Origin of the sequence: Streptomyces sp. NPDC006879, assembly GCF_042869595.1 — a bacterium.
Classification (GTDB): Bacteria; Actinomycetota; Actinomycetes; order Streptomycetales; family Streptomycetaceae; genus Streptomyces.
Window position 1 is genome coordinate 1 of record NZ_JBIAGC010000059.1, and the last position, 17,566, is coordinate 17,566.

The following is a 17,566-nucleotide window of genomic DNA, read 5'->3' on the forward strand; positions in this document are numbered from 1 at the left end:
TCCCCGATCGCCTACGAGAACGACCTCCAGCCAGCTGCAACTACCCTGACCCAAGCCGCATAGACGTGTTCAAAATCCGGGGTCAAGGCCCCTTCTTGGCGCAGGAGCTTAGCTCTCCGTACCTCATCTGGATCAGGTCTCTGACAAGCCGGGATGCGTATGGGCTGGCCCAACTGTCGCTGAGGGAGCGGGAGTCATGGTTGTGGTGGGCATGGTCTTTGCTGACCATGCCCCCAGAGGGGAAGCCATGTCGGCGCTCCTGCTTATGGTGACGCCGCACTCCCGGTGGCCGTCGTCGGGCGCCATCCGGTGCACGGAGACCGCGATTTTGGACTTCCCCTGGGCCCGGCAAAGGACATGTGTTGGGCGCGGATCGGTTCGGCTGCGCCGGATTGTGTTGTGGTTCTAGGGTTCCTGTACTGATGTGATGGTCTCTCAGGCTACGGGGTGGGTGCGATGGACGTTCCTCTGGTGGACGCGGTGGCGGCGGTGCGGGACGAGTTGATCGCGGCAGCGGGCGCGGGTGGGACCCACCCGGATCTGGTGTTCGCGGTGGGTCCGGTGGAGATGGAGTTCGAGGTCGAGTTGCGGGCGGATGCGAAGGCGAAGGCCGGGTTCAAGCTGTGGGCGGTGGGTGCGGAGACGGAGGCCGGTGTGTCACGCGGGCGCACGCACCGTCTGTCGTTCACGTTGACGCCCAGGCGGGTCGGAGGCGGTGACCTGTTGGTCGGCGGCTCGCCGGATCGACAGGCAGGACCCGGCGACGTGGAAGGCCGCATCCAGGACTGAACCGCCCGCGGCAGGTCAGTGCTGGATGGCTGGCCTGGCGCGCTGCCGTCCTGCCTTGCTGCGCCCCGCACCCCCTTCCCCCACATACCCGCCGGAGCTAGTGCGGCCGTGCGGACAGCTCGAACCGGCTGCGGCTGCGCGCCCTGGGCTGCCCCGTGATCCAGCGGTGAACGCCTGTGATTCAGGGGCGAACATGGAGCGCTTGGAACCGGCCGGCGACGAAGTCCATGACGAAGGTGACCTGTTGCCCCTCGGAGAGCGTTCGTGCTCCGTTTTCGAGCGCTGTGTGTTCGACGTAGACGGGGTCCTCCTGCCCGTAGGGAATGATGAAGCCGTACCCTCCTTCCCTGTTGTAGGACTGCACGAATCCCTTCTGCCTGCTCGACATACCGAGACTTCCTCCTCATGCGCTGTACCAGTCCGCCGTTCCACGTGTTGGCGGGGGCGCCGGGCTGGTGCGGTGTTGCGCGGTAGTTGGGTGGGGTTCGCTGTTCTCAAGTGGGAGCGACCGACAGGCGTTGAGCAACCTGGTCGAGTGCCCGAAGCCCTTGAGGGGTCTGGCGTCGTCCACGTGAACCACTCATGCCCCCGCAGCGTGGAGGCGGCTGGGAGCAGTCTCAGCTGCTGGTTGGGCGCGGGCCCGCGTAAACCGAGGTTCACTTGATCGGCCGTTGCCGGGTTGGCGTAGTCAGCCTCCGCCCGAACCCGACCAGGCCGGAAGTGCTCTCAGCACCTTGGGAAACAGCCTGGTGCCTGAACGGAGGGGACTGCGTCGGACAAGAGCACCGTGCCCTCGGAGGTCAGCACACGCCGTGTGCGCTCACCTCGCTGCTTCCGGCTCTGCTGCCACGGGCCGGTACTCCGGGGGCACCCGGCGGCGCCAGCTGTTCTACGAGACGTACAGGCGCTCGGTGTCTCAGGCTCGGACACCGGACACCTGTTGGGGCTGGGTGTCGGTGCACCGCACCACCGGGGCCGTGACCGCAAGTAACCACCGGTCCCTGAAGTGGTGCGAAACCACCGCTTCCTCTGCTAAGTCTTGGGACAACCCCGCTTGCGGGCGCGGTCATCCCGTGAAACCTAGTTGCTCCATGAGTCCAGTCGATCAGGGCATCGGGCCGCTGCTCCCCGAACCAGGCATCCCGCCGCCCGCCAACGCCATACGAGCCGCTCCCGAGCAGGTGCCGGTCAGGTTGGCGCGAACCATGCGGGCCTTTTGTGGCGCCGTGGTCCTGGTCGGGTGCCTGTTGTTGGCCTTGTGCCTGTTGCCCGTCCTGCTCGTCATACGGGTGCTTGTGCCGTGGCTGCCCCGGCAACTGCGAGGCGTGGCACGCCTGGTGCTGCTGTTCGGTGTCTACCTCCTCACGTGCGAAGTCGCCGCTGTTGCCGGGAGCCTGCGCCGTCGGCTGCCGGCCGGCCGTGCTGTGCGCCCGGCTCGTTGGGGCGGTCCGACCGGGCTGCTCTTCGGTCCAGGGCTGCGCGCCATCGGAATGCGGCTGAGCTGCCCCGACCCACCACGCCTGGACCCCTCCCGGCCCGTCGTGGTCCTGCTGCGGCACGCAGGCCTGTTGAACATGCAGCTCGGCATGTATCTGGCCAGGCACGTGCTCCGAAGACGTCCCCACGGTGTGTGCAAGGCCGCGGCGGTGTTCCTGCCGGGAGCAGCGGCGTTGGTGCGGTCGAGCGCCGTGATTCCGCTGCGCTGGAACCGCGCGGGCCGCGCCCGGGCCATGAGGGAGTTGGCGGCCATGGGCCCGCGCCTGGCCGGCGGTGACGCCGCGGTCGTTCTGCCCGAGGGAACCAACTTCAGCCTGCGGCGCAGGCGAGCCCGCACGGCCCATCTGCGCCGCCGGGGCCGCCGGGACCTCGTTGTCGCCGCGGAGTCGATGCCCCATGTGTTGCCTCCGCTGACGCAGGGCACGGCCGCCCTGCTGACCGCCACCCCCAACGCACAGGTGTTGGTGGTGGGACACACCGGGCTGGAGGACGTACTGCCCTGGCGCCTGGGCCGGGACTACCCACCCGGTCAGGCGGCGGACCTCCGGCTGGTGTGGTGGAGCTTCGAAGCGCATGCGCTGCCGCATGATCCGCAACATCTGGAGGCGTGGCTCTATGAACGCTGGCGGGACATCGACGCCTGGGTGTTGAGGACCCGAACCCCCTGAGGGCCCGCAGTTCGCCCTCACCCGCACGGCCCATCCGACACCACCGTTGCCGGAGCGTCGACCACGGTCACAGAACGTCAGCAGGAGGAGAACATGTCCACAGCCGGCTTCCCTCCGCCCATGCCGGAGAATCTCGCACCGCGTACCGCGTTCGTTCTTGGCGGTGGCGGCAAGCTGGGCGGCTACCAGGTGGGGATGCTGCGCGCCCTGCTCGAGCGGGACATCACCCCCGACCTCGTCTTCGGCGCGTCCGTCGGCTCCTTGCAGGGCGCGTTGCTGGCTGCGAACGCCACGCCGACCGTCTGTGACACGCTCACTGAGCTGTGGGAGGAGTTGCTCGGCAGGCGCGTCATGTCAGTGACGGCCCGCGGCCTGTTCGTGAACGCGGTGCGTCGCCGTCCCGCCCTCGCCTCGCAGGACGCTCTGCAAGAGGTGGCCGAGTCCTACCTCGGCGCTGCTACCCGCATCGAGGACCTGCCGCTGCCTTACCAGTGCGTGGCTGCGTCCGTGGAACGTGCCGCCGCCCGCTACTTCGACTCCGGTCCCCTTGTGCCGGCCGTGTTGGCTTCTTGCGCCGTGCCGGGGCTGTGGCCTCCGGTACGCGTCGGCATCGAGCATTACATCGACGGGGGCGTCGTGGAGACCGTACCCGTCAGTCGGGCCGTCACCTACGGTGCCACCACGGTCTACGTCCTGCGCATGCGCCAGCGAGAACAGCCGTTGTCGCCCGCCAGATGGCCTTGGCAGATCGGTTCGACGGTCTTCGAGGTCGCTCGCCGCCACCGGCTCGCACAGATCCTCAACGTCCGGTTGCCCGGCGTCCGCGTGCACATCCTGCCCAGCGGGGAAGCGGAAGGGGCAGCAGCCGAGAATCCGGTAAGAGCGCGGCCGTCCGAGGAGATCGCTGTCATGCGGCGGCGCATCGTCGAGGGCTACCACGCCACCTGCCAGTACCTCGACGCGGTCGCCCAGGGCCATTCGCCCCCTCTCGCCTCTTCCGCCAACCCTGTCGCCCGTTCCTACCTGACCACTGTGGGCCAGGCGGGCAGGACGCCGCCGCAGGGCACGGTGCACGGTGGGGCCACCACACCGTACGTGGCTGCCAAGCACCGCGCGTTGTTCCGGGTCTTCGACCACGAGGGCAACGGCCTGATCGTCGAAGCCGACTGGCTGCGTCGCTGCGACGGCATCCTCACAGCCTTCGGCCACGCCCCCGGCTCCCGCAAAGCCGCTCAACTCACCGATGCCTTCGATTCCTGCTGGCGGCAGCTGTGCGCAGCCGTCGGCGCGAAGCCGACGTCGCAGCTGGATCGGGATGCCTTCGAAGGGGGGATGGCCGAACTGGCAGGCAGCATCCCCGCCTACGGCGCACACGTCCTGCCGATGGTGGTCGCTCTGTTGAAGACCGCGGACTCCAACAGCGACAACATGCTCGACGTGACGGAAGCCCAGCGTCTCCTGCGAGCCTTCGGTGTTCCTCCGGCGGACGCGCTGGCCGTGGCCCGGCGGATGGACACCAACGGTGACGGCGGCATCAGCCTCGACGAGCTCAACGAGGCCTTCCGCGACTACTTCACTAGTGAGGAGCGCGGCTGCGTCGGCAACCTGCTCTTCGGCCCGCTGCTCGATTGATCTGTCGCCCTCCCGAACGGGACGGCCCGCACGGAAGTGGGGGCGCTCTGCCGCGACATCGGCCTTGTGAGACCTCGCTCTCGCCGTGGAGGGCAGAGCATTCTTCGGCAAGGACTTGGGACCCCCGTCGATCGCCGCGGGTTCACCAGTGGCATACGGGGGAGTTTCGGGGTCTTCCTCGACGCTCCCGGCGTGCTGTGGGGGCCCGTGGCGCCTGTGGCGACAACCATGCAGCCATGCCCACGATGGTTACGAGAGCTGCTCGGCGCAAGAGTCACGGTCGCCATCGGGGCGCCCCACGGAACGCCTACGGAACTCGATTGCGGCCATCCTGTCCGCGTTGGAGTCGTCCGTCAGGTTCGCGGAGGTCCGGCAGGGGGCGTACCCGCCAAGCGTTGGTCGCCTACGTCGTGGCAGTCGTAGCCGTCTTCGGCACCGCAGACCTGGCCGTTGCAGGGCCGGAGTCGAGAGGGGAGGTTCCCTGGCCCGGCAGCGGGCACGGATCCTGCCCTGGGGGCGATCACCCGCCCCTTCCGGTGCCGTCTGCTTCGGTTCCTGCGCCGGTGCCTTCGGTGCCGGTTCCCGATCCCGATCCCGATCCCGATCCCGATCCTGTTCCGGTCCCGGTGCCGAGCTTGACTGGCCCCGCGCCGGTGCCGTCTGCTTCGGTTCCTGCGCCGGTGCCTTCGGTGCCGGTTCCCGATCCCGATCCCGATCCTGTTCCGGTCCCGGTGCCGAGCTTGACTGGCCCCGCGCCGGTGCCGTCTGCTTCGGCTCCCACGCCGGTGCCTTCGGTGCCGAGCCCGTCGAACCTCACCCCGAGCCCGACAGCCGCCCAGCCACAGCCGTCGGCCCTGGTACCACCGCCCGGCCCGGCACCAGCACTGCCCATCGACTCCGAGCTGCCTACTGGGGTCGGCGTCGTGGCCGGCAGCCAGGGTGCCTCGGCTGAACTCGATGACGAGAAGGCAACGCGTGGTGTAGAAGCGGTGAGAGAAGGCGAGGCGCCTGTCGACCGGGAGGCCAAGGCGCTGGCCGAGCCGAGTGCAGCCCCAACGGCACGCGACGTTCCAGAGCGTGGTCCGCTGCTCAGCCTTGACGACGCAACCACCTCTCATGACGCGGGTGGTGACCAGGGCGCGGGGTTGCTCTCAAAACTGTTGCTCGTCATGCTGCCTGCTGTTCTGCTGGTGCTGGCATTCGCGGCGCAGCGCAGCCGCAACAGGGCGAGGGCCCGCTGAGGGCCCGCTGGTAGTCCGTGGTGGATCAGCGTGCCGCCAACTGTCGTCGTGGGCCCGCCGGGGCTGCGGGTCAGCACTGAGAGCGTCGTCGATCGCCACTGCGCGAACCGGTCATTTCCGTGCACCCAGCGCGGTGAAGCCTTCGGGCGCCAGCGGCATGATCCGGCTGAAGGGCGCACTCATTCCCCAGATGAAATACAGCAGGAAGCTCATCATGATGCACATGCCCACGACCCCGGCCACCTGCGTCCAGCCGTGGTCCGTGGGATACGTGAACACGAATCCCACGGTGATGATCGCTCCGGCGATCAAGCCGAACCAGATGTACGCGGACAGATCGGCGCCGTCCTGCACGTACTCGGCACGTTCAGCACGCTGCGTGGCGATCGTGCTCAGCCCGTCGAGCCCCACTCTGTACGCCGAGATCTCCCGCTGGTCCTGAGGATCGAATCCGCTCACGACTTCCTGGAGTTCTGCGAAGCGCCGGGCCGTGGTCTCGCTCATCTCTCCGTCCCCGCGCATCGCCGGCCATTCGTCGTCGACGACGCTCCTGTCGTATGCGTCCACCGCTTCGATTACGGCTGTCCGGTGGGGTTCAGGTAGCTCCCGCGCTGTGTCGCGTACTTTCGCGACGGCGACGGCCTCGGCGCGTACGGCGTCCTCTGCGCCCTGGCGGGTCTCCCAGACGGCCACCACCGACAGCCCGAGCATGATGGCGTAGACCACGCCGACCCACATCGTGGTGTAGTCGAGCGTGGCCTGTGTATCGCCGGAGGACTCCGGAGCCCTCCGCTGGTGCCAACGGAAAAGCAGGGCAGCACCGGCGGACAGAACGAATATGAGAATCAGTGACGCGAAGAACCCCTGCACCCCTATGTCACCTTTCAGACAGCACCGCGGGAGGGAACGGGCACGCATGGCGCGTCAGTTCTCTCCGGACCCGATCGGCACCACACTCAATTGGCCCTCCAAATGCCGTAAAGCGCATCCTGAGGAGCGCGTTCGTGGGAACTCTTGAGGGTGCCCGCATGGCGTTCGTCGGCCAACGAACGCCATGCGGGCTGACATGCGAGCCGGACGGTGCGTCCGTAGAGTGATCGGGAAGGTTCTCGGGAACCCGCTGCGGAGACCGCCCGGGGTCCTGGTCCTCCCGTTACTCGAACCTGCCATTCCGGGTGCTTAGGTGACTTCGGCGGACCGCACTGCGAGAGGAGTAGGGGCATGTCGACCCAGCAACGCGACCCGTTCGACCAACCAGGCAGGTACGAACACTCGATCATGATCGTCGGTGATTCCATCACCCACGGCAGCAGCGGCGACTACACCTGGCGCTATCGGTTCTGGCAGCACCTACGCGCGCACGGAGTCCAAGTCGACCTCGCCGGCCCGAAGAACACCCTCGACAACATTCGCACCGTGCAGGTCGGCGACGACGACGCGACCTACCCGGACCCGAGGTTCGACAAGGACCACGACGCCCAATGGGGCCAGCCGCTCCTCACCAAGAAGGACGTCATCGAGGACCACGTCCGCGCCTACCAGCCGGACTACCTGGTCGTGCTGCTCGGGATCAATGACCTGTTCTGGTACGGCGTTGAGCCGCCCCAGTACGAGGGGGACCTGCGCGAGTTCATCCTCAACGCCCGCCGCGCCCGCCCCGACCTGGCCATGGCCTTCGGAAAGATCCTGGCGACGGCCAAGGCCCTGTCGGATCCCGAGTTCTCAGCCCGGGTGGACGGGTGCAACGAGCGCCTGGCATCCGTCGCCGACGACCTCTCCACACAGGAGTCACCGGTCTGCGTAGCCGACACAGCACGCGAGTTCAGGGCGCAGGAACACACCTGGGACGGCACCCACCCCAACCCGAACGGCGAGATCCGCATCGCGGCGGCGTTCGCGGACACCTTCGCCCGCCGCTTCGCGATCGGCGCACCGTACCCGCGCCCGTACCCGGACATCCCGGCCGTGCCCGAGTCCGCAAAGCAGCAGATCGACTGACCAGCTGCCCCATGGCGAAACGCCGTCCGCTGTGGACCGGGACCAGGCAAGAGGCAGACGTGAACTGCGCGGCGCCGGCGAGGGTGGCCGGCCCTGGGCCGTATGGCAGCATCCGCTGCCCGCCGGGGTTCATGCGGGGGCGGCGAAGGTCTGCACCCACACGGTGCCCTGTGGCCCCGGAACGGCGGCGACCCCCATGTTCTGGTAGCGGCAGTCGAGCATGTTCTCCTGGTGGATCGCGCCGTCCATCCAGTCCTCGACGACGGTGGCTGCGTCCCGGGGGCCCCGATGCAGGTTCTCCGCCCAGGGGCCCGCGTTGTAACCCGCCGCTGCGATGCGGGCGTTGGCGTGCTGCCCCTCAGGGCTCTCGTGGTCGAAGTATCCCCGGGTCACCATGTCGCGGGCGTGTGCCCGGGCCGCGGCCGTCAGCCGGTCGTCCAGACGTATCGCGGTGCATCCCGCCGTGGCCCGCCGGGCGTTGACGAGGTCGGCCACCTGGCGTGCGGTGCTCGGCGTCGGCCGCTCGGAGCGGGGAGGGGGCGTCGGGTCCGCGCCGCGGGGCGACACCGCAGGTGAGGGCGGCGGTGTCGGGGACGCCGAGGGTGAGGGCGACGCCGAGGGGGCCCGCGGTGCCGAGGGCGCCGCGAGCGGGGCGTCCTTGCGGCCCGGCGCGGGCTGAGGTGCGGAGGAACCGGGCCACCACAGCACCGTCAGCACCACCACGCCGGCGACCGCGCCGCTCACGGCTGCGGGCGCCTTCCACCGGGCACCTGCTGGTGCGGCGTGGGCGCCACCTCGACCCGCCGCCGTGCCCCTTCCCGGGGTGGGGACCGCAGGCATCAGGGGCGCCTGGAGGGTTGCCGATACCGTGGAGACGGCCTGCGTGCCCACCACGCCCGGGATCGGGGCGTACCCGGACAGCGGGACGACCAGCGCCAGCCCGGCCAGCAAGCCCTCCGCGGGGATGAGCCCGGACCAGTGCCCGTCACACCTGCCGCATCCGCGGGCGTGGCGGGCTATGCGTTTGCGCCAGATCGGCGACGGGTGGCTGTCCCAGTGCGTGGTGATTGCTGCCAGTTCAGGGCAGGCGGGTCGGGCGGCCAGCGCACGGACCACCACGCGGCCGGTCTCCAACTGGGCCTTCATCCTCTGTATTCGAACTGCCGCGTGACGGCCGGGGACCCCCAGCGCTTCGGCCAGTTCTTCCCGGGTCAGCTGTCCGGAGGCCTCCTGCCACCACAGCGACAGCAGGGCCCGGTCGTCCCGGTCGAGCCACCGGGTGGCCTCGGCGACTTCACGACGCTGGCCGGACAGCCCCAACCGCAGGATGGTCAGGTCCACGAAGTCACCGGCCGGGTCGGGGTGCTGCGCAAGTCGTTCGAGCGGGTTGGAGGCAGTTCTGCGCTGGTCCGTCCAGCGCCGCCGAATCTGGTTCATCGCGATCGCGACGAGCCAGGACCGGAACCGTGAGGGTTCGCGTAGCCCGGCCAGTCCGTCGAGCGCCCGCAGCATGGTGTCCTGCACCACGTCGTCCACGTCGGCGTGGCCGTCGAGGGCGCGTCCCACGATGTTGTAGAGGAGGGGGAGGTAGTCGGCGACGAGCAGTTCGCGTGCCCGGTGGTCACCCGCGCGTGCCGCGCTCACCAGTTGCCGGGAGTGCTCGCTGTCCGTGTGCATGTCCTGTCCTGCCCGTCGTTCGATATGTCCTGTCGTGGTGGCAACCTGCGCCAAGCCACATCACAAAGAACAGGGACTGTCCGCGATCCCCGCCGGAGCCGTGCACGACGTCAGATGCGGTGCATCGCAAAGCGGAGGAGCGATTCCGCTACGGGGCGTGTTCGGGTGATCCGGTGGTGCGGCGAGCTTCCGCAGTCGTTGCCGTGCACCCGTCGGGAATGGTGGGACAGCCCGGGCTGGACTCTACGCACCCTCGTGCCGGAGCGGAACTCCAGGGTACTGCGGGCCTCGCGCGGGAAATGCTGTCGCGGGCGCCGGCCGGACAGCCGGGGCACGTCGCAAAGGCTCTGCCATCCGGCCCCCGACCATCCTCGCCCCGCTTCTTCATGCCCCCGGTGGCCTTGGCCACCCGGCTGCCGGACGCACGCACCTCGCGCCTCGGCCACGCTCGGCCCCCACCGTCCGGCTGCCGCATCGAGATTGACTCTCGTACTTTCGGCGAAAACTGTTGTCCGGGCGCATCCCATCGCTCTCCTAGGCGCCGGGCACCGTGCCCGGCGAGTTCGCACCACCGCCGAGCAAGGGATGCACATGCGCGAGGAACGATCCACCACGACGGACGAGGCCGCACGCGGCGAGTCCGGCCGCCGCCATCGCCGTGTCGGGCGCCGACACCGCCGGTCGGCAGGGGCGAGGACAGGGGGGATACTGGGCGCCGCGGCAGTCGCAGCGGCACTGGTCGTCGGCGTCGCGCTGCTCACCGGCCCGGACGAGGAAGTGACGGACACCGCCGCCCGCGTCGCCACCGACACGGCCACCGAGGCGGAGGAGAACGCCGCCCCCGGTGACGAGACCTCCTCGCCCCGGCCCGCCAGCCCGTCCGCGAACTTGTCCCCCTCGCCGACGCCGACCTCTCCCTCTCGATCAGCCTCCCCGTCTTCGACGGCATCCCCCACCAGGGCCGCAGCCGCCACTTCGATCCGCAGCCGCCCCACGGCAACCCGCTCTGCCCGCCCCAAGGCCCCCTCCCCGGCCCGGACCGCGCCTGCGCCTGCGCCGGTCGGGCCGGTCGGCCCGGATCCCAAGCTGTCCGGCCCCCGGTCGTCGACGCAGAGCACGAGTGAGGCGGAAGCCATGTCGCTGCGGCTGCTCAACGGCGAGCGGGCAACCGTCGGCCTGCCACCGCTGGCCTTGCGCACGGACCTGAGCGAATTCGCCCGCCGATGGGCTCGGCACATGCGCACCTCGGGATTCGGCCACTCCAGTAACTCGGACACCAAGTACCTGGTGACCGGCGGTCGCACCTGGATAGGCGAGAACATCGTCTGGTGGAGCGACGCCTCGATGACCGCCCAGGAAGCGGCGGAGAAGTTCCAGTCGATGTGGCGGCACAGCCCAGGTCACTACAAGTCCCAGACCAGCACCTCCTTCACCGAGGTCGGTGTTGGCATCCACCACGACGACTCCGGCTGGTGGGGGGTGCACAACTTCTCCGACGCCCCCTGAGGCCCTCGTGCCGGCATGGGTGGGGCCGGAAGGGCGCCCCGCCCGCCCGGCCGCCCGCCGGCGGTACCTCGGCGGCGGGCTACCGCCGATGGGAGGGCCCTAGGGCTGCAACTCCACGTCGACGTGCTGGGCCGGCGCGTGCAGGAAGTCCACCGAGTCGAAGACCGCCCCCGCGGAGGCGACCCCGACTGTACGCGTCCGACCAGTGAGTACCCGCTCGACCGCTTCGACCACGAGCGGCGCGGTGACGGCGTAGATGTCCAGGCCCCGGGCGACAGCCCGTCGCTGATCGCCGCCCGCGCGCACGTCGACGTCGACGAGGAAGGTCTGGTCGGACCGTCCGTGCTCGTCGACCGGGTCAGGCGCCGGCGTGTCCGGCGCCGCCAGGTCCCGGGCCACCACCGTGATCGTGCCCGGTTGGGCAGACGTCGACCAGGAGCCGCCCGGTGAGCTGGTCGAGGCGGTACGCGCCGCCCATGAGGCGGGCGCGCGCGTGGCTTCGCTGCGCCGGGAGCCTTCGTGCTGGCTGCCACCGGTCTGTTGCACGGCAGACGCGCCACCACGCACGGGGTGCACGCCGCTGAGCTGGCCCGGCGCCACCCCCTGGTGACGGTGGACGCCGACGTCCTCTACGTCGAAGACGGCAGCGTGCTCACCTCCGCCGGCAAGGCCGCCGCGATGGACCTGTGCCTCCATCTCGTCCGCCTCGATCATGGTTCAGCCACCGCCACACCCTGCCCGACGCCTGGTCGTGTCGCCGCAGCGGGACGGCGGCCAAGCCCAGTTCGTCACCGCGCCCCTGCCCGAACCGCACCACCATCCCCTCGCCGAACTCCTCCCCTGGGTGATCCAATCCCCTGGGTGATCCAACGGATCGACCATCCGCTCACCGTGGAGGACCGGGCCCGCCAGCCGCGGATGAGCTCACGCAGTCTCGGCCGTCACTTCCGGGCAGTGACCGGTACCACGCCCTTGCAGTGGCCGGTCACCCAGCGCATCCGCCGCGCACAGGAGTTGTTGGAGACCACCGACGACACCATCGACGCCGTCGCGGCGGCCACCGGCATGGGCACCGCCACCACCCTGCGCCGGCACTTCCACCGCAGGGTCGGCATGCCTCCCGACGCCTACCGGCGCACCTTCTGCACAGTCAGCGCACCCTTCACGCCCGCGCGCGGAGCCGTATCGCACGGATCTTCCAGGACCTGCAACGACGCTCCCCCGACGCCGGCTGCCCTCTGGCAGCGGGCGTGCGGAGGCAAAGATCCTCAGTGGGATTGATCCAGCGGGTTGGCCAAAGTGGTCAGCTTCGCTTCGACCTCGGCGCGTGCCTCGGCTGCGGCTGCTGACAACCACCGCCCGGCGTCAACCATTTCCCGCGTCAACAGATCGCGCTCCCGTTCCGCCTCCCTCACGTCATGGGAGTCGATGGCCATCTCGACCGGCTGTCCGCCGGTTGCCAGAGCGATCAGGTCGGCATAGGCGTCGTTGCGGTCGGTGATCTCCACGATCTGACGTCGTTCGTCGGCCAACTCGACGGCTCGCCGCACGCGGCCCACGTACTCCTCAAGAGCCCTGGCCTGGCTGTCCATGACGTGGAGCACGGTCTCCAGCACCTCGATCTGCGGACCTGCGGCGGCCAGCACCTGTGGGGATCCGGTGGAGCCGATCCGGTCCGCCAGCTCGCTGCGAAGCTGCTCACGCAGTGCGAGCGTCTGAACGATGTGCCACTGCTGCTCCGCGACCAACTGAACCGCGGGCGCTACGTCGACATCTGCGGGCACGCTCCCGGCGAGCTGCTCCACGGCCAGCGAGGACTGTACGGTCTGCAGTGCGATCCTTCGGCCCTCACCGTCGAGGTCGGTCAGGCGCACGTAGTGGCGGCGGTACTCGCGCTCCAGGCCGTTCCCGGAGCCGCCGGGACGCAGGCTGACCAGCAGTCCCAGCCAGCCCAGATATCCGGCCGCCGCCAGGACCATCCACCCGACCGGTAGGAAGAACAGCATGACGAGGATGCCCAACCCGTAGACGACCGCGAGGCAGCTGGCCGTCTCCGCTTCCTTGTCGAGGGCGCCGATGCAGCACAGTCCGAAGACCACCACCGTGATCGCGATCCCGATCTTGGACTGCGCACTCACGAGCATGGCGATCAGAGCCGCCGTCGTCAGCAGCCAGCCGACGGCGCGCACCACGGGACTGCGCTTTCGCTCAGCGGGTTCCCGGGGGAGCTCACGTTTCTGTTCGGCAGTCAACAAATGGCCAGCGGATGCCTCCAGGGCATCTCGTGTCTCGCTGGGAAGGATCGGGTCGACGAAGAGGTGCTCCTCCTCGCCTTCGGTGACGTCCTGCGCGTCCGGCATCGTTCGAACCGTCCCCCCGGTTAGTCCTACCACCCCGTTTTTCTTGATGATCCGCAGCCTGAAAGAAGCTGTCAAATGAATCGGTCCGCCTTCGCGGTCGGTGGGGACAGGCGGAGCCGGCTTGTCCGGCTGCGCGCTGTTCTCACTGAACTGGTCTGTGAAGACGGTGTGTTCCGGACCCCTCGGCTCGGCCGCCGGCGTTGAGCTGAGGGGTGAGCGACGCTCCCATGGGGAGCGGTCGGCCCGGAAAGGGGGCAGGCACCTGCCGCGTGGTGGTGGGCCGCGACCGTGGGCAGTCGCAAGTCGCAAGTCGCAAGTCGCAAGTCGCAAGTGGGTACGGCGTCGGGGAGGAGCCGCCGCTCCGCGGTCATCTCGGGCCTGTGGGGAGCGGGCCGGCGCTGCCGGTCGGCATGGGCCCTTCGGGTGGGGCGTTGGGCCCCACGCCGTGGGCGGGTGGGCGCGGCGGTGCTGAGGACGTCGGACCGGTGGGCGTATCGCGGTTAGGCTGCGTCCGTACGACGTCGGTGTTCAGGGATTGGGCGGGTCATGGAGCGTCAGCGCTGGTGGCGAGGGACGAGTTTGGTGATCGCGGGCCTGATAGCGGTCTGTGGCTGCACGGTCGAGGAGGGCGGCGTGCCCGATCCGGACGCCAAGCCTTCTGCTTCGGCGGGCGGGGTGCCCTCGCAGGCGGCACCTGATGACGACCAGCCTGCGGCGCAGAGCGGTGCTCTGCCGGGGGTGCCGGGTGAGTCGGAGGCACGTTCGCAGTTGGCGGCGCTACGGGTGGCTCCTCAGGGGTCGATGGCCGGCTACAGCCGCTCGAAGTTCCCCCACTGGTCCGAGCAGGGCGAGAACTGCAACACCCGGGAGACGGTGCTGGAACGGGCCGGCACCGATGTGCAACGGGACGGTGAGTGCCGTGCCGTGTCGGGTACCTGGGTGTCCGTATACGACGACATCACTGTCACCGATGCCTCCCAGCTCGACATCGACCACATGGTGCCGCTGGCGAACGGATGGCGTTCGGGCGCCAGCCGATGGAGCACGGAGAAGAGGAAGGCCTTCGCCAACGATCTCGACCACCCCCAACTGTTGGCGGTGTCGGCCACCACCAACCGGTCCAAGGGTGACCAGGGCCCGGACGAGTGGCAGCCGCCCTCCAAGGCGTACTGGTGCACCTACGGGCGAGCTTGGACGTCGGTGAAATCGACTTACGACCTGTCGGTGACGAAAGCGGAGAAGGACATGCTGACCGAGATGCTGGACACCTGCACGTGAGCGACCACCACGACGGTCACGAATCGTCGCCCGCCCGACTCCAGGGTGAGGTGACCGCCGGCCGGGGCGGGGCCATGACCGACGAAGTCGGCGTCATCACCGGCGACCTCACCATCGCCACCAGCTGTTTGCCCAACGATCGGGCTGCCGTGGCGATCCAGTACACCGGCGCCGAGGAGTGGTACACCCTGACCGGCAGCCCCGTCCCGCTACCGCCGGGCGGCCTCGTCGAGCTCCACGCCACAGTGCTGGAGCGGGTCGCGGGGGGGCACGGAGCAACCGTCCACGACTGAACCCCACGTGTTCGCAGGGCCTCGTCCGGCTCGTGCACCCTGGCGGAGAGCACGAGCCGGACGGTGGCTCCCCGGTGGCCGCTCGAAGCTGCGGGGGAGTGGGGAGAGGGGGACCGCAGGCGCGTCCGCTACTTCGTGGGCGGGGCGGTGGCCAGCCCGTCGGCCACCAGTCCTGCGAAGACCGCCTGCCCCAGTGCCTGGACGGCGGACTGGGGACGGACCATCACGGTGAACTCCTTGATGAGGCCTTGGTCGTCGAAGTGGAGCAGGTCGATCCCGTGGATCTCCTTGCCTGCGGCGGTCGCGCGGAAGAGCAGGACCTCCGAAGGCGCCTGAGAGCCGTCGGCGGTGGTCTCGGCGGCGCCGGAGTACTGACCCAGGTAGCGGAAGTCCGTGAAGGTGCGCAGTAGGACACCGAAGAGCCCCAACACCATCGCTCTGCCGACGAAGGGCGTGAACTTCACGGGGCTGTAGAAGCGGACGTCGTCGGCGAAGAGTTCCTCCAGCGCGGCTGGGTCGCGCTGTTCAACGGCGGCTCGGAAGCGATCCGTGGTGGACATGCCCCTCCTCTGTTTAGTCATCAATCCGACTAGTCATATTCATGACTATCATGGGAATGTGCTCGGCGGGAGGGGAACGCCCAAAGCGATCGAGGAGGAAGTCCGATGGCCCTACGGCATGCGGTGCTGGCAGCGCTGCTCGACGGGGAGTTCAGCGGGTACCAGTTGGCCAAGACCTTCGACCTCGGGGTGGCGAACTTCTGGCACGCCCAACCCCAGCAGCTCTACGCCGAACTGACTCGGCTGGAGCGGGAAGGGATGATCGCGGGCCGGGAGGTCGTCCAGGACGGTCGTCCCACCAAACGCCTCTTCCATGTGACCGACACCGGCCTGGCCGAGTTGGCCGGCTTCGCGCAGTCGAGCACGAAGCCGGCCGTCGTCCGCGACGATCTGCTGGTCAAGGTCCAGGCCGCGGACCACCTGGACCTGGACGCTCTGATCCCTCAACTCGCCGAACGAGCGGCCTTCGCTCAGGGCAAGGTGGATCTGTTCGACAAACTCCTCCGAGCGATGCGGGGCGACCGAACCGAAGAGGAGTTCCTCCGTGAGGCCGACCGTGTCGGCCCCTACCTGACGTGCATGCGCGGCCTTACCTTCGAGCGCGGCAACAGGGACTGGTGTGAGTCCACGATCGCCGTACTTGAGGCGAGAAGCCGGGCGGAGTCGTCTGCAAGACCCACGGCCACCCAGTGAGGGCTGCGCTCGGCCCGGAACGCGAAGGTAACCGGGGGTTCCCTCGCGGCACCCACGTCCCCGGCGCGGTTCTGGCAGTCTGCGGAGGGCGGTTGGACGCGGTCGACCGCGACCGAACTCCGCTGGCACCTTGCGCCGCCGCCCGCCGCCCGCCGCCCGCCGCCCGCCGCCCGCCGCCCGCCGCCCGCCGCCCGCCGCCCGCCGCCCGCCGCCCGCCGGTCCGGAATCGCCAGATGGCACCCTCGAACTGCTGCCGCAGATGCTACGGACGCGGGCCGACCTACCGATCGGGAATTCCGCCGGATGAATCCCCCCACTGCGCATTGGACAGTCGTGCTTGCGCCACACGGCACCCGCCCTGCCTGACCACGGCTCACGGGCCGGGCGAATTCCACACACTGACCAGGCCCTGATACGCGCCCTAGTCGATGACCGCGGTGGCTTCGACCTCCACCAGGTGTTCGGGCACGTCCAGGGCCGCCACTCCCAACAGCGTGGCCGGCGGCAGGGGGGTGGTGCCCAGTTTGGTGAAGGCCCACCCGATCCCCTCCATGAGGAGGGGCATCTTCTCGGGGGTCCAGTCCACGACATGGACGGTGAGCTTCGCCACGTCGTCGAAGGAGGCGCCGACTCCTGCCAGGGCCGTGGACACGTTGAGGTAGCACTGCTCGATCTGCTCGGCGAGGTCGCCCTCGCCGACCGTGACCCCGTCGGCGTCCCAGGCGACCTGGCCGGCGACGAAGACCAACTTCGACCCGGTCGCCACCGACACCTGCCGATAGGCATCGATCTCGGGCAGTCCACCGGGATTCACCAGGGTGATGGCCATGTTGCCCACCTTCTACTCGGCAGGTCCCACAGACCCTGCGCTCTCTTGTGGTTACTGAGGAACCGTAGGAGAGTGAGCGCTGCGAGGGAAGAAGGCACTTTTTGGTAACGGAGGAACCTCACGGTGACCAAGCAGTACGGCGGCTCTCCCGAGGAAACGGACCTTCGGCGCGCGGACTCCTTGGCGCGGGAGATCTTCTCGGACGTCGCCAACAAATGGGCGCTCCTGATCATTGAGGGGCTCGGCGAACGGACGCTGCGTTTCAGTGCGCTGCGCGACGAGGTCGAGGGCATCAGTCACAAGATGCTCACCCAGAACCTGCGCACGTTGGAGCGCAACGGTCTGGTCGAACGGCGCGTGTACCCCACCGTGCCGCCTCGGGTCGAGTACACCCTCACCGAGCCGGGCCGAGCCCTGCGGGCGACGGTCGATGCGATGTGCGAGTGGACCCAACGGCATCTCGGCCATATCGACGCCTCCCGCCGCCGATTCGATGCCTGAGGAGCGCTGCACGGTGCAGCCCCCACTGACAAAGGAAGAGAGCG

At 69.1% G+C, this 17,566-nt stretch carries 16 protein-coding genes and 2 pseudogenes; 11 read left to right on the forward strand and 7 right to left on the reverse strand.

Features of this window, described 5'->3' with window-relative positions:
- Window positions 1–456: 456 nt before the first annotated feature.
- Window positions 457–789, forward strand: a complete 333-nt coding sequence (locus tag ACFYMC_RS27470; protein WP_388530096.1) for a trypco2 family protein — start codon at window positions 457–459, stop codon at window positions 787–789.
- Window positions 790–970: 181 nt separating this feature from the next.
- Here the strand turns inward: ACFYMC_RS27470 and ACFYMC_RS27475 are convergent, their stop codons facing one another.
- Complete coding sequence (locus ACFYMC_RS27475) at window positions 971–1,177, reverse strand: cold-shock protein (RefSeq protein WP_388530099.1); 207 nt, start codon at window positions 1,175–1,177, stop codon at window positions 971–973.
- Window positions 1,178–1,880: 703 nt separating this feature from the next.
- On the opposite strand from ACFYMC_RS27475, the gene ACFYMC_RS27480 reads away from it, so the two are divergent.
- From ACFYMC_RS27480 to ACFYMC_RS27490, 3 genes are all read left to right on the forward strand, one after another.
- Window positions 1,881–2,954, forward strand: coding sequence for a 1-acyl-sn-glycerol-3-phosphate acyltransferase (locus ACFYMC_RS27480; RefSeq protein WP_388530102.1), 1,074 nt, complete (start codon window positions 1,881–1,883; stop codon window positions 2,952–2,954).
- 120 nt (window positions 2,955–3,074) lie between these two features.
- A complete protein-coding gene (locus ACFYMC_RS27485; RefSeq protein ID WP_388530105.1) occupies window positions 3,075–4,586 on the forward strand; it encodes a patatin-like phospholipase family protein in 1,512 nt (503 codons plus the stop codon).
- 923 nt (window positions 4,587–5,509) lie between these two features.
- A complete protein-coding gene (locus ACFYMC_RS27490) occupies window positions 5,510–5,827 on the forward strand; it encodes a hypothetical protein (RefSeq protein ID WP_388530108.1) in 318 nt (105 codons plus the stop codon).
- Between the two features lie 111 nt (window positions 5,828–5,938).
- Here the strand turns inward: ACFYMC_RS27490 and ACFYMC_RS27495 are convergent, their stop codons facing one another.
- Window positions 5,939–6,697, reverse strand: coding sequence for a hypothetical protein (locus ACFYMC_RS27495; protein WP_388530111.1), 759 nt, complete (start codon window positions 6,695–6,697; stop codon window positions 5,939–5,941).
- Between the two features lie 351 nt (window positions 6,698–7,048).
- On the opposite strand from ACFYMC_RS27495, the gene ACFYMC_RS27500 reads away from it, so the two are divergent.
- A complete protein-coding gene (locus ACFYMC_RS27500) occupies window positions 7,049–7,825 on the forward strand; it encodes a GDSL-type esterase/lipase family protein (RefSeq protein WP_388530113.1) in 777 nt (258 codons plus the stop codon).
- A gap of 129 nt (window positions 7,826–7,954) precedes the next feature.
- Here ACFYMC_RS27500 and ACFYMC_RS27505 read toward each other — a convergent pair whose 3' ends face one another.
- Window positions 7,955–9,502, reverse strand: a complete 1,548-nt coding sequence (locus ACFYMC_RS27505; RefSeq protein WP_388530116.1) for a sigma-70 family RNA polymerase sigma factor — start codon at window positions 9,500–9,502, stop codon at window positions 7,955–7,957.
- Window positions 9,503–10,093: 591 nt separating this feature from the next.
- Here ACFYMC_RS27505 and ACFYMC_RS27510 point away from each other — a divergent pair.
- Window positions 10,094–11,008, forward strand: a complete 915-nt coding sequence (locus tag ACFYMC_RS27510) for a CAP domain-containing protein (RefSeq protein ID WP_388530119.1) — start codon at window positions 10,094–10,096, stop codon at window positions 11,006–11,008.
- A 99-nt stretch (window positions 11,009–11,107) separates the two neighbouring features.
- Here the strand turns inward: ACFYMC_RS27510 and ACFYMC_RS27515 are convergent.
- Window positions 11,108–11,404: pseudogene (locus tag ACFYMC_RS27515) on the reverse strand (saccharopine dehydrogenase); the annotation flags it as partial.
- Here ACFYMC_RS27515 and ACFYMC_RS27520 point away from each other — a divergent pair.
- A pseudogene (locus ACFYMC_RS27520) lies at window positions 11,400–12,151 on the forward strand (helix-turn-helix domain-containing protein); the annotation flags it as partial. The pseudogenes ACFYMC_RS27515 and ACFYMC_RS27520 overlap by 5 nt on opposite strands.
- Window positions 12,152–12,276: 125 nt before the next feature.
- Here ACFYMC_RS27520 and ACFYMC_RS27525 read toward each other — a convergent pair.
- Window positions 12,277–13,368, reverse strand: a complete 1,092-nt coding sequence (locus ACFYMC_RS27525) for a hypothetical protein (protein WP_388530121.1) — start codon at window positions 13,366–13,368, stop codon at window positions 12,277–12,279.
- A 546-nt stretch (window positions 13,369–13,914) separates the two neighbouring features.
- Here ACFYMC_RS27525 and ACFYMC_RS27530 point away from each other — a divergent pair.
- Together ACFYMC_RS27530 and ACFYMC_RS27535 are read left to right on the forward strand one after the other, a co-directional pair.
- Window positions 13,915–14,646 (forward strand): HNH endonuclease family protein, encoded by a 732-nt coding sequence (locus ACFYMC_RS27530; RefSeq protein WP_388530124.1) that lies wholly within the window; start codon window positions 13,915–13,917, stop codon window positions 14,644–14,646.
- Between the two features lie 74 nt (window positions 14,647–14,720).
- A complete protein-coding gene (locus tag ACFYMC_RS27535; protein ID WP_388530172.1) occupies window positions 14,721–14,939 on the forward strand; it encodes a hypothetical protein in 219 nt (72 codons plus the stop codon).
- 128 nt (window positions 14,940–15,067) lie between these two features.
- Here ACFYMC_RS27535 and ACFYMC_RS27540 read toward each other — a convergent pair whose 3' ends face one another.
- The gene (locus tag ACFYMC_RS27540; protein WP_388530127.1) at window positions 15,068–15,499 is read right to left on the reverse strand and encodes a nuclear transport factor 2 family protein; all 432 of its coding nucleotides are present in this window, start codon (window positions 15,497–15,499) and stop codon (window positions 15,068–15,070) included.
- A gap of 105 nt (window positions 15,500–15,604) precedes the next feature.
- On the opposite strand from ACFYMC_RS27540, the gene ACFYMC_RS27545 reads away from it, so the two are divergent.
- A complete protein-coding gene (locus tag ACFYMC_RS27545) occupies window positions 15,605–16,192 on the forward strand; it encodes a PadR family transcriptional regulator (RefSeq protein ID WP_388530130.1) in 588 nt (195 codons plus the stop codon).
- A gap of 421 nt (window positions 16,193–16,613) precedes the next feature.
- Here the strand turns inward: ACFYMC_RS27545 and ACFYMC_RS27550 are convergent, their stop codons facing one another.
- Entirely contained in the window at window positions 16,614–17,021 is a 408-nt protein-coding gene (locus ACFYMC_RS27550) for a RidA family protein (protein ID WP_388530133.1), read from the reverse strand.
- A gap of 123 nt (window positions 17,022–17,144) precedes the next feature.
- On the opposite strand from ACFYMC_RS27550, the gene ACFYMC_RS27555 reads away from it, so the two are divergent.
- Window positions 17,145–17,522, forward strand: a complete 378-nt coding sequence (locus tag ACFYMC_RS27555; protein ID WP_388530136.1) for a winged helix-turn-helix transcriptional regulator — start codon at window positions 17,145–17,147, stop codon at window positions 17,520–17,522.
- Window positions 17,523–17,566 lie beyond the last annotated feature (44 nt).

Bases quoted from the DNA above. Each gene is read 5' to 3' on its own strand.
- ACFYMC_RS27470 (WP_388530096.1), top strand. From the start codon at position 457: ATGGACGTTCCTCTGGTGGACGCGGTGGCGGCGGTGCGGGACGAGTTG.
- ACFYMC_RS27475 (WP_388530099.1), bottom strand. From the start codon at position 1,177: ATGTCGAGCAGGCAGAAGGGATTCGTGCAGTCCTACAACAGGGAAGGA.
- ACFYMC_RS27480 (WP_388530102.1), top strand. From the start codon at position 1,881: ATGAGTCCAGTCGATCAGGGCATCGGGCCGCTGCTCCCCGAACCAGGC.
- ACFYMC_RS27485 (WP_388530105.1), top strand. From the start codon at position 3,075: ATGCCGGAGAATCTCGCACCGCGTACCGCGTTCGTTCTTGGCGGTGGC.
- ACFYMC_RS27500 (WP_388530113.1), top strand. From the start codon at position 7,049: ATGTCGACCCAGCAACGCGACCCGTTCGACCAACCAGGCAGGTACGAA.
- ACFYMC_RS27505 (WP_388530116.1), bottom strand. From the start codon at position 9,502: ATGCACACGGACAGCGAGCACTCCCGGCAACTGGTGAGCGCGGCACGC.
- ACFYMC_RS27510 (WP_388530119.1), top strand. From the start codon at position 10,094: ATGCGCGAGGAACGATCCACCACGACGGACGAGGCCGCACGCGGCGAG.
- ACFYMC_RS27525 (WP_388530121.1), bottom strand. From the start codon at position 13,368: ATGCCGGACGCGCAGGACGTCACCGAAGGCGAGGAGGAGCACCTCTTC.
- ACFYMC_RS27530 (WP_388530124.1), top strand. From the start codon at position 13,915: ATGGAGCGTCAGCGCTGGTGGCGAGGGACGAGTTTGGTGATCGCGGGC.
- ACFYMC_RS27535 (WP_388530172.1), top strand. From the start codon at position 14,721: ATGACCGACGAAGTCGGCGTCATCACCGGCGACCTCACCATCGCCACC.
- ACFYMC_RS27540 (WP_388530127.1), bottom strand. From the start codon at position 15,499: ATGTCCACCACGGATCGCTTCCGAGCCGCCGTTGAACAGCGCGACCCA.
- ACFYMC_RS27545 (WP_388530130.1), top strand. From the start codon at position 15,605: ATGGCCCTACGGCATGCGGTGCTGGCAGCGCTGCTCGACGGGGAGTTC.
- ACFYMC_RS27550 (WP_388530133.1), bottom strand. From the start codon at position 17,021: ATGGCCATCACCCTGGTGAATCCCGGTGGACTGCCCGAGATCGATGCC.